This is a genomic window from Flavobacterium piscis (assembly GCF_031457575.1).
Classification (GTDB): domain Bacteria; phylum Bacteroidota; class Bacteroidia; order Flavobacteriales; family Flavobacteriaceae; genus Flavobacterium; species Flavobacterium piscis_A.
This window is the reverse complement of record NZ_JAVDWQ010000021.1, coordinates 69,917-86,540: the sequence shown is the minus strand read 5'-3', so window position 1 is coordinate 86,540 and position 16,624 is coordinate 69,917. Positions and strand designations below refer to the sequence as shown.

Genomic DNA, 16,624 nt, shown 5'->3' with positions numbered 1-16,624 from the left:
TTTTGTTTTAGGATAAACCGTTCTCAATTTAAAACAACTATTTTTCATAAATCCATAGAAAGAATGGTAAATGCCAAACCGATATATCAAAAAGACATAAAACAGATATTAAGTGTGTAACTCAATTTATTTTTATTTAAAATCAGAAAGAGTTAATGAGAGATGAATCTAGTATTTGTGTTCGTATACGCTACAGACAGGAATCAATATCCATATCAACAGGTAAATATATTTTGAAAGAGAGGTGTGACTTTACTAATAAACTACGAAATGTCCTAATACATGCACAACTTCAAAAGCTAATTTACATACATCACCAAAAGCTAACATACAGTTTATTGGGGTTCAATATAAAGGTTGCGGAGCCTCTTTTTCTGATACCTATCTAATTCATACCTTTGCATAAACATATTGAAATACATCAAATATGTGTTACAGTTTCAAATTTGCGATTGGATTTCATCCAAAGTCATTCGATAAATTCTTAACTTTTCACCATGCCACAACAACCGATGATTTATCTTGATAACAATGCCACCACGCAAATGGACGATCGCGTGTTGAAAACTATGTTGCCTTATTTTACAGAAAAATACGCCAATGCAACCAGCAGTCATCTTTTCGGCTTATCGGTAAGTGAAGTAGTTGATAATGCAAGAGAAAATATAGCGGAATTAATTGGTGCTCAATCCAAAGAAATCACCTTTACTTCGGGTGCAAGCGAGTCTATTAATTTGGCAATTAAAGGATTACAGCATCATCATAAAAAACACATTATTACAGTGGTAACGGAACATAAAGCAGTTTTAGATACTTGTAATTTTATGGAAAGTTATGGCTTTGAAATAACCTATTTGCCTGTAGATAAAGAAGGAACAATATATTTAGAGACACTGGAAGCGGCAATCCGAAAGGACACATTACTCGTTTGCATTATGATGGCCAATAATGAAATTGGCACTATACAGCCTATAAAACAAATAAGCAAAATCGCCCACAGCAAAGGTGTATTATTCATGACGGATGCAACACAAGCCATAGGCAAACTTGCTGTTGATGTTTCCGATTTAGGAATAGATATCATGCCATTTTCAGCACACAAGTTTTACGGTCCAAAAGGCGTTGGAGCATTATACGTTTCGGCTGCAGCCAAGATAAAATTGGATTCGCAAATACATGGTGGCGGTCAAGAACGAAAAATGCGTAGCGGAACTTTAAATGTTCCCGGAATTATGGGATTAGGAAAAGCTTGTGAAATAGCTTCCGCTGAAATGCAAACCAACAATAACCGAATTGCTATTTTAAGAAATCATCTGGAAACCGAACTTTTAAAAATTGAAGCCGCTTTTGTGAATGGAAGTATTGAAAATCGTTTGTGCAATACAACCAACATCTGTTTTTCTGGCTCCAATTCAGAAAAACTAATACTTGCATTACAAAACATTGCGGTTTCCAGTGGCTCAGCGTGTTCAGCTGTTACTACTGAACCATCTTACGTTTTAAAAGAATTAGGATTGTCTGATGCTGACGCATTAAGTTCAATACGTTTTAGCCTAAGCAAATTTACCACCAAAGAAGAAATCGATATTGCTATTAAAAGAGTAACTGATCTGGTTGCGACATTAAGACACAATAAGCATTAGTAAGGTAGATTTCGAACTTCAACTGCTACTTTTTGTTTAGGTAAATTATTGGTTAATAATGTTATTGTAATCGTCAATAGTATCGATATCTATAGCGCCTTTTTCGAAAGGAACAGATGCAACATCTTCCTTGTAACGCTGAAGTATTTTTTTAGCTCCTTCATTCCTTTTAAGGTTTAAAAGTTCATCGAAATAGTTACTACTGAACAATACAGGTGTACCTAATGTATCTGCATATTCCGAAGCAACAATACCTTTTCCGGATTCATTATACTTGTTGATTAAATCTTTAAAAATTGCAGTTGAAATATACGGTTGATCGCAAACCGAAATAATACAAGTATTGATAGTAGGTTTGACTTCTCGTAATTTATTCAATCCGATGGCTATTGATGATGCCATTCCCAATTGCCAATTTGGATTATGAACACTTGAGGTATCGGTTATAGCAACTTCCCAATCAATTAACTCTTTGTAAGCACCAGTTACTGCTAACACCAAACTATTTGGTAAACTTTTTGCCTGAATTATTGCGTTTTGCAACAATGTAGTTTCATTAAATTTCAATAATTGTTTCGGTTTTCCCAACCTAGAGGAAGTACCTGCCGCCAAAAGTATAATACCAAATACTTGTTCCATGTTATCCTCTAATAGTTATCATACTTCTGTTTTCTCTGCCAAAGGTATCCTTAATCCTATTTGTTTTTTTAAACAACTAATGTAGCTGTGTGTATTTTATCTTCTTTATACTTTAGAGAGGTTCCCTGATTCCCACTTAAAATTGCTTTAATTTCTGCAACTACAGACAATGCTATTTCCTCAGGTGTTTCAGCACCAATATCCAATCCTACTGGTCCATAAATTCTATCGAGTTGCTTTTTCGTAAGCACGATACCATCTTCATTTAAATCAGTTAGCATTCGGTTTAATTTTGCTTTAGGACCGAGAACCCCAATGTACCTGCAATCCGTATCTACCAATAATTTAAGCATAGCCAGATCATATTTGTAGTTATGGGTCATCATTACAAAGAATGTCCTTTCATCTACAGCTACGCTATTCATCACTTCTTCTGGTTTGGCAATAGAAACGATAGTTGCTTTTGGAAATCTTTTGGCAGTGGCATGTGTAGCACGGCCATCAAAGACGCTAATTTCCCAACCTAAAATTGATGCCATTTCTACAAGTGGTTTTACATCATTACCGGCACCACATAGCACCAAAGATATCGGTGGAGCAATATATTCTATCAATGCTTCGTATGTGTTTCCATCAACTTCAACTTTTTTAATTAGTGAAGTCTTATTTTCTACTACTTTCTTACTCTCATTTGATAAGATAGCGTAAACACCATCAATCGTAATTGTTGAATCATTTTTACCAAACAAAATAGTTCCGGGTTGAAGCGCCTTTCTATCCTGAGAAAAAAGTGTTAGTATAACGGCATCTTTTCGTTCTTTTTCTAACTGTTGTAAAAGTTGTATGGGATTATTATCTTTAGTAGCATCTATATATTCAAAAAGGATATGTACAATACCATTACAGCCAAGTTGCACACCAAACTCAATATCATCTTCATTGCTGGTATCATACGTAATAAGCTTATTTTGTTGTTGATTGATGGCAAGTAATGCTTTGCGAAGTGCATCGCCTTCCAGGCAGCCACCACTAATAGCACCTGTTAATTCACCGTCTTCGGTTACAAGCATTCGTGCTCCAGGCTGCCGGTATGAAGAACCTTCAACCTTTACCACTGTTGCAAGAGCCGTTTTTTTCCCTGCTTTAGTAGCTAAGAAACAGGCTCTAAGTATGTCTTTGATTTCTTTCATATATAGAGAATGCCTTTGATAAAATTTGAAAAAGGAGAAAGCCTTATTTTATATAATACGACAGTTAAATTACACTTCGTCTAAATTAAAAGGAAGTTTTCGTATTCTTTTACCCGTCAAATCAAAAATGGCATTGGTTAGGGCTGGTGCAAAAGGTGGCAAGGCAGGTTCGCCCACACCTCCGGCATCGGCATCATTATCAATGATATGGACTTCCATTTCGGGCATATCATATATACGTGGCATATTGTATTCATAAAAATTCTTTTTATCTGCCATACCATCTGTAAAAGTCATCTCATGAAATGCTGCAGCTCCTAATCCCATAATTATAGAACCTTCTATTTGGGCTTCAATAATATCTGGATTCACATACCAGCCGCAGTCCATTACTGCCCAAACCTTATCTATTTTAACACCACCTCCCTGTTTGGCAGAAACTTTTACAATCTGTCCAACGGTACTGTCAAAACATTCTGTTATGGCTACTCCAAAACCTTCATTTTTCTTTCTCGACTTCCATCCTGAAACTTCTTCTAGCTTATCAATAAGTTTTTGAAGACGATCTTCTTTAAGATATTTTCTTCTAAAATCTAACGGATCTTTTCCCGCCTCAAGCGCCATTTCATCCATAAAACTCTCGTAAGCAAAACCATTAGTAGAGGCATAAACAGATCTCCACCAAAGCACTGGAATTGGTATTTCAAACGGAATATCTGAAAAACTTATGTTTTTAATCGATTCAAAATAAGGAGCCAAAAATCCTTCTGTTGTGCTTCCGTTCGGTTTTCCTCTTCTATCAGACATCCAGTGACCGATGTTTTGACCCGCCATTCGGAATTTCATTGCAGCAATTTCACCATTTTCTATTACACCTTCTCCTCTGTAGGAGATTCCAGGCCTGAATGGCCCTTGGGTCGCATCATCTTCTCTTGACCAGACAACCTGGACCGGACCTTTTATTTCTTTTGAAATAACAACCGCCTCATGGCAAAAGTCAGTAAATGCCTTCCTTCCAAATCCACCTCCCAGAAAGGTCATGTTCACTGTCACGGACTCTAAAGGCAATCCGAAGCTTTTGCTTACACTTTCCTGCATCCAGTCTGGTGCCTGCAATGGCCCCCAAATTTCAATTTTATCTTCTTGATAATGTGCAATACAATTTACCGGTTCCATGGCATAATGCGATTGGTAGGGTGTCTCATAAACTACATCCAGCTTTTTTGTTGCAGAATCAATTACTTTACTTGGATCGCCTTCCTTTTTAAAAACTAATCCTTCTTCATTTTGGAGTAAGGCTAATTGTCGTTTAGATATTTCAAATGAACTCAAATGCTCAAATCCACTATCATCCCAAACCACCTTGAGTGCTTTTTTACCTTGTAAGGCTGTCCAACTGTTGGTTGCAACAACGGCAATTCCATCTCTCAACGTATTATGGACCTGCATTTGTATCTTGAATACTTTTTTAACACCAGGGATTTTTAGGGTTTCTGAATCATCATAACTAACTAATTTTCCCCGCAGCCTTGGATTACGTTCTACCGCAGCAAAAAGCATCCCATCAATTCTTTTATCAAGTCCAAATATAGCAGCACCATTGGTTTTTAAATGTGTATCTATTCGACGAATACCTTTGCCAATTAATTTATAATCGGAGCGTTTTTTTAATTTTACATCGGTAGGTGTTGGTAGTTTTGATGCTCTTTCTGCAAGTTCGCCATAATGTAAACTTTTTCCTGATGGTTTATGAATAACTCTGCCAGATTGGGCAAAACATTCACTGGTATTAACTACCCAAATTCCAGCGGCAGCAGTAACCAGCATTTCTCTCGCTGTAGCACTAAGTTTCAAAAGATTTTTATATGAACCTCGTATTGTTGAACTTCCTCCTGTTATCTGGCCTCCATACTTTTTACTCCCTTGCGCAAAAATTACATTAATATCTTTCAAATCTACTTCTAGCTCTTCGGCTATAATCTGGGGTACAGAATGGTAAGAACCTTGTCCCATTTCTGCACGGTGATCTATCAAAGTTACTTTTCCATTTTCTTCAATAATGATCCAAGCGTTCATCTCTACTTTATTAAGTGAAGTGAGTTCAGGCTTAATAATACTTGCAGAAGCACCTTCACTATTAAAAATACCAAGATAGAACGCAGTTCCTCCTATACCTGCGAGTTTAAGAAAACCCCTTCGTGACGTATTTGGAATTATTTTTGATTCAGACATGTTTTTCAGTATTAATTACAACTTTTATTACTATTGTGCTGGAGCATAAGCTCCATTTTTAATCCATGCAATCCAAGCTTTCTTAAACTCTGCGTGACTCATAGGCGGTTTTGAATATCCCTCTGCAGGATTCCAACCTGATAGTACTAATCCGTCGTCAGCGTGTTCAATCAGTTGCTTCAAACTCTTATTTCCATTTTGTTTTCGATCAATAAGTTGTTTGGCAAGCTCATGGGCGGATCTTCCCTCAAAAACCATTTTCATGTTTGCTGGTGGTAAATGCCAGTTAGGATTACCAGGGGGTGCATGTGACCCGGGTGTATTCTCAGGTTGATGGCAATTCGCACACTTCATAGCATAAAGCCCCTTTCCATCTTCACCACGTTTTGGAAACATTTTATGAACATGGCTGTCATCACCCTGAAGCGGAATATCCCCGGCAGGATGACAATTAACACACCTTGGACTCATAAGAACGGAATATACTTTTTCAAAAGCTTTTACAGAAGCTATACTGTCTTTCTTTACGGCTGGTTTTGGAATTGCTGTATACGAATTTTGAAAACTGTTGTGTTTATTAATTCCAAATGCTGCTAACGAAATTATGACCGAAAATACCGCTACAACTAGTAGATATTTATTTCGTTTACTTTTACTTGTGTCTTGCGACTGCAAATTGTTGTCCATACGTAATTATTGAAAAGTTGTCTATATAATAATCAAATAATGCTACTATTTTTTCTCAGCTTTGCGTTGAATTTCGGCAGCAATGTGTATCGCTTTTCGCACTCTTGGATAGGTCCCGCAGCGGCAAATATTACCTGCCATAGCGTTGTCAATATCTTCATCAGTCGGGTTTTTATTTTCTCGCAGCAATACGGCTGCCGACATGATTTGTCCTGAGTGACAATAACCACATTGTGGAACATCAATATCTTGCCATGCCTGCTGTAATGGATGATCGTTATTTAATGATAATCCTTCTATCGTAGTGATTTTTTTACCTTCTGCTCTGCTAACTTTCGTAACGCAAGATCGCACAGCTTCACCATCAAGATGCACTACACAGGCGCCACATTGCGCCACACCACAGCCATACTTTGTACCGGTTAATTGAAGGATATCACGTAATGCCCAAAGCAAAGGCATCTCTTTGCTGATATCACAATCATGTGATTTATTATTTACATTTAATTTAACCATCTTTAAATTAATTTATTGATTATTCAAAATTAAGTATAAATGTTTTAAGATAAAATTTACAAATCAAAATTAACAATATCAATTATAATTAAATTATAGTAATCAATCTAATAATTAAGAATATCAAACCTAAACACAGAAAAGGGAAAATGAAAATTTCATTTACATGTTTTACAAAAATCAATGCTTCAATGATTAAATTCAAGAGGTGGGGAAATTCGGGAATCCAGCACTCAAAAAACCGGAATCAAATCAACAATAACCTCCATTAAAAAAGTTTAAAAAAATAGTACTGGATTCTAGAATCCAACACCACCAATTCCTGAATTACACACTATAGATTTAGAAATCCACCATTCAAAAAATGGCAACAAAACAACCAACTCTTTCAATTAGGAAAAGTTAAAGATTAATAATTAGCATACTTACAGTGGTATTTTACAATTTTTATAGATGATTATATAAGACCATAGGCAACTATTTCGAGTAATTTTACTAACGAGTAATTTTACTAAAATTTAAAACTTATAATTATGAACACAAACAATCAAAATCCGAAAGACACTAAAAAAAGTGGTTCTGATAATCGAAGTGACATGAGAAAACATCAATATAAGGATCATGATAAAGTTTTAACAAATGATGAAAATTATGATGTTGATACTCAAAAATTTAAAGGTAAAGAGCCTGATTTCGATGATAAGTTGAATAATGAAGAAAAAAAATAAAATCTTAAAAACGTCTCAAACCTATTTTGAGACGTTTTTAATTATCATATGCCTAAGTTGCGAGATTTAGACAGATCTAAAAAAGATGAGAAATAAAAATAGACATAACCAAATCCAAAAGATATCCACTTTTTATTTGATAGCCTCTTCCCCTGTTGTATCTCAAAGAATAAGCGAATGGAACAGCTTCCAGAAAAAGACATGAACTGGGAAACCACACTTTAAATCATCCTTGTGACAGTAATTTACCCGGAAGGGACTTTGTTACTTAGAAAAGGACTTATCTAAATATACGGTTGCCAGGGCTGTTAACGAAATCCGCATTACCAATACCTTACTGAATGCAATTGATGGCAAGAAAGAAATAACTTTTGCTTACCCTTGTGGAGATTTTACTATTAATGATACTTTATATTATACTTCTTTAAAAAATGATTTTGTAGCAGCACGTGGAGTAACTTCAAAATTCACCCCAATAAAAGAGGTAAATCTTAGCAATGTAGATTCATTTGTTCAGATTGAAAGTACTGCTGCTCAGATGATAGCTCAAGTTGAAGAAGCAGAAAAAAAAGATCTTTTATCGTTTTTCTATTTCACAGTATTGGCGGTGAACATGCTTTTAAATGTAGATTTGGAGGAACACCGTAAATTATTGGAATATTTAAAAAAAAGAGAAAATGATATCTGGGTAGCCTCAATGGTCGAAGTGGCAAAATTTATTAAAGAAAAACAGACTAATTGATTATAAAATTCAGTTTGGAATTAAAGATAGTAATCCCAAACTAAATTTTAATTTATTATTTTATAGATCCAATAATATCATATTTAGTAATAATATGATGGTTACCGTTTTCTAAATCCACCAAAACGGCATCATTTTCCTTTGTAAACAATTTAGAAACCTCCTCAATCGGAGTTCCTAATCTTACAATAGGAAAAGGTTTCCCCATTACTACCTTAATTGGTTTCTCGGCTACGTTTTTATCTGCCACATAACTTCTGAATAAATCGGTCTCATCAACAGAACCTACAAATCCATTAATATCAACTACCGGGATTTGCGAAATTTTGTATTTACGCATACGCTCAATAGCATGCGAAACCAATTCTTCTGTACGAACTACAATTAATTCCTTATCTATATGATCTTTGATAACATCTTCTGCTTTTGTAATATTCTCATCCAGAAAACCACGCTCACGCATCCAGTCATCATTAAACATTTTGCCTACATAACGACTCCCTGAATCATGAAATAAAACAACCACAACATCATCCGGCTTAAAATGTTCCTTTAATTGTAACAATCCTTTTATACAGGCTCCGGCGGAATTTCCAACAAAAATGGCTTCTTCCATTGCAATTTTTCTGGTATAGACAGCCGCGTCCTTATCAGTTACTTTGGTAAATCCATCAATTAGGGAAAAATCAACATTTTTAGGCAGAATATCTTCTCCTATCCCTTCAGTGATATAGGAATAGATTTCGTTCTCATCAAAAATTCCGGTTTCATGGTATTTTTTAAAAACCGATCCATAAGTGTCGATTCCCCAAATTTTAATATTCGGATTTTTTTCCTTTAAATATTTTCCAACCCCAGAAATGGTCCCCCCTGTTCCTACCCCAACCACAAAATGAGTGATTTTACCTTCTGTCTGTTTCCAGATTTCAGGCCCTGTCTGCTCGTAATGCGCCAGGGAATTCGATAAATTATCGTATTGATTGACATACCATGAATTGGGTGTTTCTTCGGCCAGACGTTTTGAAACTGAATAATAGGAACGGGGATCGGTTGGCTCGACATTTGTAGGACAAACAACCACTTTAGCACCTACAGCACGCAAAATATCCATCTTTTCTTTGGATTGCTTGTCTGATATTACACAAATTAATTTGTATCCTTTTATAATAGCTACAAGTGCTAATCCCATTCCGGTATTTCCCGAAGTTCCTTCAATTATGGTACCTCCCGGTTTTAAACGCCCGTCTGCCTCAGCATCTTCTACCATTTTAACCGCCATTCTGTCTTTTACAGAATTTCCGGGATTAAAAGTTTCAACTTTTGCCAATACCAAAGCATCTATTCCTGCAACAACCCTGTTTAGTTTTACTAATGGTGTATTGCCGATTGTCTCTAAAATATTATTTGAAAAGTCCATTTTTTTGTATTTTAAATATTTAATTTTTTGGCAAAGAATAACGGTTTTATTGAAAGAAATTCCAAACCAAACCAAAACGAATAGTAAAATCCCTATAAGGGTTATTTGGAGCTGAATAAAAATTATTTTGCGAAAACGAAGAATTAAAATGCTCTGCTTTCAAATAAATTCTGGTTTGACGGATTCTGCCATTTACAAAGAAATCGAAGGTTGGATAATTTCCAATTTCTTTGGCATTCTGAACAAAAAACTCACCAACAACAGGATTATAATCATTGGCATAAAATGTTGTAAAATAATTAAAGATAATCCCTGTTTGAATGTAAAGTGCTTTTTTAAAGAAATAGCCCGAATAATAAAATGTATTTCGGGTTACAAAATCAGGCACGTTCAGAATTAAATCAGACTGCGTAACTTTTTGATATAAAAAGGTATTATCTAAAGCAAACCGTCCAAATTTAAATTCCCTGTTGGCCTTAACAGATAAATAATTGATCGTGTTTCCGTATTGTGCAGGATTTATAATTTGGGTCTGTGCGGCAATTTGCTCAGGAGATGACACATCTTCAAAATACAAATGGTCGTTTAAAACCGAATATTGTACCTCTGCATTAATCCATGGTGTAAAAACATTGGCACCGAGAGTGTTTATTTTTTCGTTTTTATAACTATTAGACCAATTGTATTCTACATAACTGCTTTGGTATAAATTATAATTGTTATTCGGCAATTTATTTACATTTCTGTAATGAAAATCAAATTGTATTTTATCATTGAAATTATACCGCAACTTCGCATCCAAATCTGAAAGGGATACATTTGTAATTGATCTTGAATACAAAAAGCGGCCATTCCATTTGTTTTTCTGATATTCATATTGCCCTCCAAAACTATTAATTTGCTGAAACAGATTATCAGGAATTATATTTCCGTTATCCTGAAATATAATACGATCGTATTTGTAATTTGACCTGTAATCATCAATAAAGAAATTAAATTTTCCAAGAAGTGAATTCTCATACGCCAATCCCACTTTATTATACAATTTTTCGAATCGGGTCTGATCCTTTAGGTTACTTGCTGCATACGATTCCCCAAATCTCCAAACTTGTACACCATCTACTGTTGAAAGGACTGTTGGCTGCTTGTACTCGAAAAATTTATTCTCAAAATTAAACTGATGTGTCACATATAAATTATTATTTCCCTGTTTTGGGTTCACTCTGAAACCATGATCAAAAAACAATCTTTTTCCTTTTAAAAAAGATTCTGCATCGGTAAGATACACCTGTAATCTTTGACGGTTTGCAAAGTTCGGATCACCACTTTCAAAATCGTTGGGGGTTGTAATTCCTCCGTTTTCTTCATTCAGAATATCCTGATAGGTGTAATGAACGTTTAAGATATATCGCTTATCTGTAGTCGAATAACTACTTCCAATTCTAAAATTTCCAACACTTGTTAATTGATTGATATATTTTCCTTCAGAACGTAATCCACGGTAAGCGATAAAGAAATTAAGATTTTTTGACGTATTCAAAGTAATAAATGAATCAACATTTTGACCTCTGCCAATTGAAGTATTGAAAAACAACTCCGTCAACGGAGTTGCCACAGAATAATACTTAATTTCATTCGCCTCAAGAAAGTTAAAATGCTTTCCATTAAAACCTATATCCGGGTAAGGTGAAAAATCAGTCAGACTGTATTGTAAAGTATTGTAAGTTTGTCCAATATTTGAAAAGGGCAAAAGACCAAAATTATCCTTTCGAATATAGTTTTGTCGATACGCACTTTTTAATGTTAGGGAAGTATCAACATAAGTCGTATCGTGCTCTAAAGTAATAATCTGATATTGCTCAATCTTGGCTATCAGGCTTTTTTTCTTTTTTACAGTATCGGTAATACTTGAATATTTCGTATTCATATCTAAACTTTTATTTTGCGTTTTTTCCTGAGAAAACAATACAGCTGGTACGACTAATAGATATAGAAAAAGGAATATTCTCATTTGATAATGTTAAGTATGTATAATGCTTAAATTGGTAAAGCAAAGGTAAATGATAAAAATTTATAAAAAAATAATCCCTTATAGATTTACGACACAAATATGAAATAGAAAATCATTTAAAAAGTACCGTTAAATATTTAAAAAATCATACTACAAAAAAAGACTGAGCTTGAAATAAATCAAACTCAGTCTTTAAAAAAAATAAAATTATTTATCTGTTTGTATTCACAGATCCTTCAATAAACTCATTAGCATCAATTTCAGCTTGAGGAATCTTCAAGAAAAATTTCTTATCATCAGCTGTTAAATTAGCAGGAGCTCCCACTCTATGATTTCCAGTACGAGTAATACCTCTTCTTAAACGTTTTGCATCAAACCACTCTACACCAATTTCTGCATAAAGTTCTTTCCTTCTTTCTACCAAGATTTCTTCTAATAAAGCTGCTCCGGTATTAGTTGACTCAATTGCATTAACATCTCTGTTTTTCTGCAAAGTATAAAGTAATGTTTTTGCACCTGTATTATCACCTAATCTTTGTTTTGCCTCAGCTTCTATCAAAATCATCTCTGGAGTTCTGATAATAGCGTTATCTCCATCAAAAGTAAAAGTAAATTTACGTGTAATCCAATATCTGAAATCATTAAGATTAGTTATTGAATTACTTTTTCTTTGGAAATATGCTCTAACATCTGTATCAGAAAATAAGCTTACAAAATCTCGATTGATGTAAGTTGCAGAGTATGACGTAGTCAAGTGATCAGACATAGAAGCTGGCGCATTCCAGTAATAATTAGATTGGTCAGCAGTTTGAGCACTACCCCAAATCCATTCTACATTTTCAATATTATCAAATCCTGATCTATAAGTTGAGGCACTTAAAACAGCAGTAGGATTGCCTCCATAAGCAGCAATTGCAGCATTTTTTGCACCTTCCCAATTGCCCATAACTTGGTAAACTTGAGCTAAAATCCCGTTTGCAACATTTATATTGATATATGATTTCCCTAATCTGTTTGTTGTTAAACCATCAATTGCAATAGTTAAATCAGAAACGATTAATTTATACACTTCATCAACAGTAGACATTGGGTTTCCAGTAACTGACAGACCAGTATAAATTGGTGGTGCAGGAAAGTTTGGATCAGCAGAATAAGTAGGGGCAAATTCCATCACCAATTGGTGGTAAAAAAATCCTCTTAATGCATGACCATAAGCAGACAGCTCTTTTTTATCTGCATCAGACAAAGTACTTGTTTCGATACCATTGATTAAAGCATTAGATTGATTAATCATGTAAAAACAATAGTTCCATGTAAATGAAGTTCTTCTATAAGTTGGCTCACGATTATCATTAGCATAATCAAAATTGAACCAATTATTATCTTGAATAATATCATTTCCTTTAACTGTTCTTGCAAAGAAAATAGAATTAAGACCTGCAGAATCTGTACTTGTGTACTGACCTCTAAAACGTCTCATTATACCTGATATAAAAGCCTCAACACCTTCTCTAGAGTTAAAAACAACTGTTTCAGCTACCCCATCTGTTGGTGCTGGCTCATCCAAGAATTCTTGACTACAGCCTCCCAGTATAAACAATGCCATTAGGGCAATGAAAAAATTTGAAATTAAAGTTTTCATAATATATTTTTTTATTAAAATTCTAAATTAAGCCCAAAAGAAATTATTCTTAGATTATAAGATCTACTATTTGTTGCACCTCCAAAATCTTGTTCAGGATCAATCCCTTTATGAGATTGAAATGTCAACAAATTATCTCCTTGAAAATATAATCTCATTTTAGAAAGTTTAGTTTTATCTAGTACACTTTGCGAGAAATTATATCCGAAGTTTAATGCTTTAAGTCTTAAATAATCGTTTTTATATAAAAAACGAGTTGATTGAGAATTAAAATCATTATTAGATGCCAACAACAAAGGAGTATCTGTAATATCCCCCGGATTTTGCCAACGATTTGCCATATCCGAACTTGCTGACCTACCCGAAGATTTAAATCCTTCCATTAGACTTGCGTAGCTACTATCATAAACATAAGCACCAACACTAAAATTGAACAATATATTAAGATCAATATTTTTATATCTAAAATAGTTTGTAAATCCTCCAGTTACATCTGGCAAAGATGATTTACCTACATAGTATCTTGTGGCTTCTGAGTAAACTTTTGTAGTTACTCTCTCTCCTGTTGGTTGGTTGTCGGCTCCTAATACATCTTTATACCACATTCCGTAACCAGTTTCAGGATCTACACCTGCCCAGTCTTGGATGAAATATTCGTATAATGAACGACCCACTTCCCATTTTTTATTTCCATTAATATAACTCGCTTGTGTTAATTGAGTTATTTCATTATTATTAAAAGATAAATTCACTCCTGAAGTCCACTCAAAATTAGGTGTTTTAAAGTTTCTAGTATTTAATGAAACTTCCCATCCGTAATTTCTAAGAGCACCAACGTTTGTTGTAACACTTGTATTACCCGTAGAACCTGGCAAAGGCTTGTTATAAATTAAATCAATTGATTTTTTATTGTAATAATCTACAGTACCAAAAAGTCTATCATTAAAAAATCCGAAATCAAGACCAAAATCAGTAGATGCTGTTTTTTCCCAAGTAAGGTTTCTATCAACAGCACTTCCTAAAACAACTCCTGTATTATCTAACTCATTCCAACCCGTATTAAACAATTGTAAGTAAGGAAAATAATTATCTCTATTAGCGCTAGAATCTAAATCAGTTACGTTATACAACGTTTTGTTATTACCTAACTCTCCATAAGAAGCTCTTAATTTCAATTGGCTAATTACTGAGTTGTCAACCAAGAAACTTTCTTGAGACAGTAACCAAGATCCTCCAACCGAGTAAAAGTTACCCCATCTTACATCTCTATCAAATCTAGTTGATCCATCTCGTCTATAAGAACCCTCTACAAAATATTTCTCTTTATAATTGTAAGCCAAACGCCCTAAATAACTCGCTAGTCTTTCTTGATTTTTGTACCCTGAAACATTAGAAGGAGTTGTACTTCCGTCTAAAACTCCTACTCCTGGTAAAAACCCTTCACCTTGAGCTCCTAAAGCATCAATTTCAAATTTGTACGCTTCCTGTATTAAATCCACAGAAAAACCGTGATCACCAAATGATTTTTTATAATTCAAACTATTGACTAAGTTAGTAGAAGTTGAAATATTTCTATTTTGTGTAACTCTACCTCCAACACTTGAAGCATATCCAACTTCATTACTTGCATAGTTATAATAATCGTATAAGTACTTATCATAAGCTAAATTTGTTTTAAAAGTCAAATCTTTTGCCAATATAAATTCCAAATATGCATTTGCCGTATAATTATCTCTTTTATTAGCAACCTTATATTTGTATAATGACCCTAGAGCATTTTCATTATTGAGTTGTGGGCGAGTATTATTTACTGATTGACCAACATTCGCACCATAATCATAGATATTAGAACCAGTTCCATCTTTAATTAAATCCCCATTATCATCTCTTCTGTACACAGGATAAATTGATGGAATAGTGTAAATCCATTGAATAGCACTTTGAAAACTTGAACCACTTTGAGATGGGAAGTTTTGATTAGAAGTAGAATAAAACATTGTTACTCCTGCTTTAAACCAATCATTAACTTTTGTATCTACACTTAAGCGTGTTGTTGTACGATCAAATTTTGAAGTCTTAACATTTCCTTCTTGAGATAAATAATTTGATGTAAAAAAATATCTTGTATTGTCACTACCTCCAGAAAATGATAAAGTATGTTCTTGTCTTACAGCAGCATCATTTAACATTTCTTTTTCCCAATTTGTATCCCATTTCTTATTTGTAGTAACCAAATTTCCGTTAACATCAACCGGTTGAGCAACATTATATGGGTTATACCCTACCCTACCAATTAATGCTTGTGAGGCATTTGTAGCTGAAAGTGCAGGTGTTTGAAGATTAATGTATTGATTTGTGTTTTTAAGAGCTTCCCAAGTAAGTTTCATATAATCATCAGAACCCAACATACTGTGCAATTTTACAGCGTTGTCAGCAAAACCAACTTGAGTAGTAAAGTTAACTTTAGGAGCTGAATTTAATTTACCTCTTTTAGTTGTAATAAGTATTACTCCGTTTGCTCCTCTTGAACCATACAATGCTGTAGAAGAAGCATCTTTTAAAACACTTATAGATTCAATCTGATCAGCACTAATTGAATTTAAATTTCCATTAAAAGGTGCTCCATCCAATACAATAAGAGGCGAAGCTGAAGCATTGATAGATCCAGTTCCTCTAATACGTATAACTGGGTTTTCCCCAGGTTGCCCACCTGCAGCGATAACATTAACACCCGCTACACTTCCTTGTAAAGCAGTTAAAACACTCGTTGCTTGTTGCGTCTGAAGAACCTCAGAACCGATAGTAGCAATAGAACCAACAATTGATTTTGCTTTTTGCTTTCCATAAGCAACTACAACAACTTCATCCAAAGTTTTTTGTGACTCTTCTAATTTTATATTTAACGTAGCTGTAGTTCCGACTGTTGTAGTCAAATCTTGCATTCCAACATAAGAAAAAACAAGAACATCCCCAGTTTTTGCTTTAATAGAAAAACCTCCATCAAAATCTGTCTGGGTACTGTTTTTAGTTCCTTTAACGATAATATTCACTCCTGGAATAACTCCTGCGTCACCAGAAACTACTCCCGATACAGTTCTCTCCTGAGCGAAAGAAAGCTGCATAGATAACGCTACAAATAGCGTATAAACCCATTTTAATTTAAACTTCATTTTAATT

12 protein-coding genes and 1 pseudogene are annotated in these 16,624 nt (G+C 34.3%); 4 read left to right on the top strand and 9 right to left on the bottom strand.

Features of this window, described 5'->3' with window-relative positions; all coding sequences use genetic code 11:
• A pseudogene (locus J2W48_RS21030) lies at positions 1-120 on the top strand (IS1595 family transposase); the annotation flags it as partial.
• Between the two features lie 377 nt (positions 121-497).
• Entirely contained in the window at positions 498-1,643 is a 1,146-nt protein-coding gene (locus tag J2W48_RS21025; RefSeq protein ID WP_310283958.1) for a cysteine desulfurase family protein, read from the top strand.
• Between the two features lie 45 nt (positions 1,644-1,688).
• Here J2W48_RS21025 and J2W48_RS21020 read toward each other — a convergent pair whose 3' ends face one another.
• The 5 genes from J2W48_RS21020 to J2W48_RS21000 all read right to left on the bottom strand — a co-directional run bounded on the left by J2W48_RS21020 (position 1,689) and on the right by J2W48_RS21000 (position 6,907).
• Positions 1,689-2,282 carry a nucleotidyltransferase family protein gene (locus J2W48_RS21020; protein ID WP_310283957.1) on the bottom strand — a complete coding sequence of 198 codons (594 nt, stop codon included), beginning with the start codon at positions 2,280-2,282 and terminating at the stop codon, positions 1,689-1,691.
• A gap of 68 nt (positions 2,283-2,350) precedes the next feature.
• Entirely contained in the window at positions 2,351-3,472 is a 1,122-nt protein-coding gene (locus tag J2W48_RS21015; RefSeq protein WP_310283955.1) for an XdhC family protein, read from the bottom strand.
• 69 nt (positions 3,473-3,541) lie between these two features.
• On the bottom strand, positions 3,542-5,704 hold the full coding sequence (locus J2W48_RS21010; RefSeq protein WP_310283954.1) for a molybdopterin cofactor-binding domain-containing protein: 2,163 nt from the start codon (positions 5,702-5,704) through the stop codon (positions 3,542-3,544).
• Between the two features lie 30 nt (positions 5,705-5,734).
• Positions 5,735-6,379: a hypothetical protein gene (locus tag J2W48_RS21005; RefSeq protein WP_310283953.1), complete on the bottom strand. Its 645-nt coding sequence runs from the start codon at positions 6,377-6,379 to the stop codon at positions 5,735-5,737.
• Positions 6,380-6,436: 57 nt separating this feature from the next.
• Positions 6,437-6,907, bottom strand: a complete 471-nt coding sequence (locus J2W48_RS21000; RefSeq protein ID WP_310283952.1) for a (2Fe-2S)-binding protein — start codon at positions 6,905-6,907, stop codon at positions 6,437-6,439.
• A 533-nt stretch (positions 6,908-7,440) separates the two neighbouring features.
• Between J2W48_RS21000 and J2W48_RS20995 the strand changes: the two genes are divergently transcribed.
• Positions 7,441-7,635 (top strand): hypothetical protein, encoded by a 195-nt coding sequence (locus J2W48_RS20995; RefSeq protein ID WP_310283950.1) that lies wholly within the window; start codon positions 7,441-7,443, stop codon positions 7,633-7,635.
• 538 nt (positions 7,636-8,173) lie between these two features.
• The gene (locus J2W48_RS20990) at positions 8,174-8,377 is read left to right on the top strand and encodes a hypothetical protein (protein WP_310283949.1); all 204 of its coding nucleotides are present in this window, start codon (positions 8,174-8,176) and stop codon (positions 8,375-8,377) included.
• A gap of 55 nt (positions 8,378-8,432) precedes the next feature.
• On the opposite strand, the gene J2W48_RS20985 is transcribed toward J2W48_RS20990, so the two are convergent.
• From J2W48_RS20985 to J2W48_RS20970, 4 genes are all read right to left on the bottom strand, one after another.
• Positions 8,433-9,794, bottom strand: coding sequence for a pyridoxal-phosphate dependent enzyme (locus J2W48_RS20985; protein WP_310283947.1), 1,362 nt, complete (start codon positions 9,792-9,794; stop codon positions 8,433-8,435).
• A gap of 46 nt (positions 9,795-9,840) precedes the next feature.
• The gene (locus J2W48_RS20980; protein ID WP_310283946.1) at positions 9,841-11,805 is read right to left on the bottom strand and encodes a putative porin; all 1,965 of its coding nucleotides are present in this window, start codon (positions 11,803-11,805) and stop codon (positions 9,841-9,843) included.
• A 211-nt stretch (positions 11,806-12,016) separates the two neighbouring features.
• The gene (locus J2W48_RS20975; protein WP_310283945.1) at positions 12,017-13,447 is read right to left on the bottom strand and encodes a RagB/SusD family nutrient uptake outer membrane protein; all 1,431 of its coding nucleotides are present in this window, start codon (positions 13,445-13,447) and stop codon (positions 12,017-12,019) included.
• Between the two features lie 14 nt (positions 13,448-13,461).
• Positions 13,462-16,617 carry a SusC/RagA family TonB-linked outer membrane protein gene (locus J2W48_RS20970; protein WP_310283944.1) on the bottom strand — a complete coding sequence of 1,052 codons (3,156 nt, stop codon included), beginning with the start codon at positions 16,615-16,617 and terminating at the stop codon, positions 13,462-13,464.
• Positions 16,618-16,624: the final 7 nt, after the last annotated feature.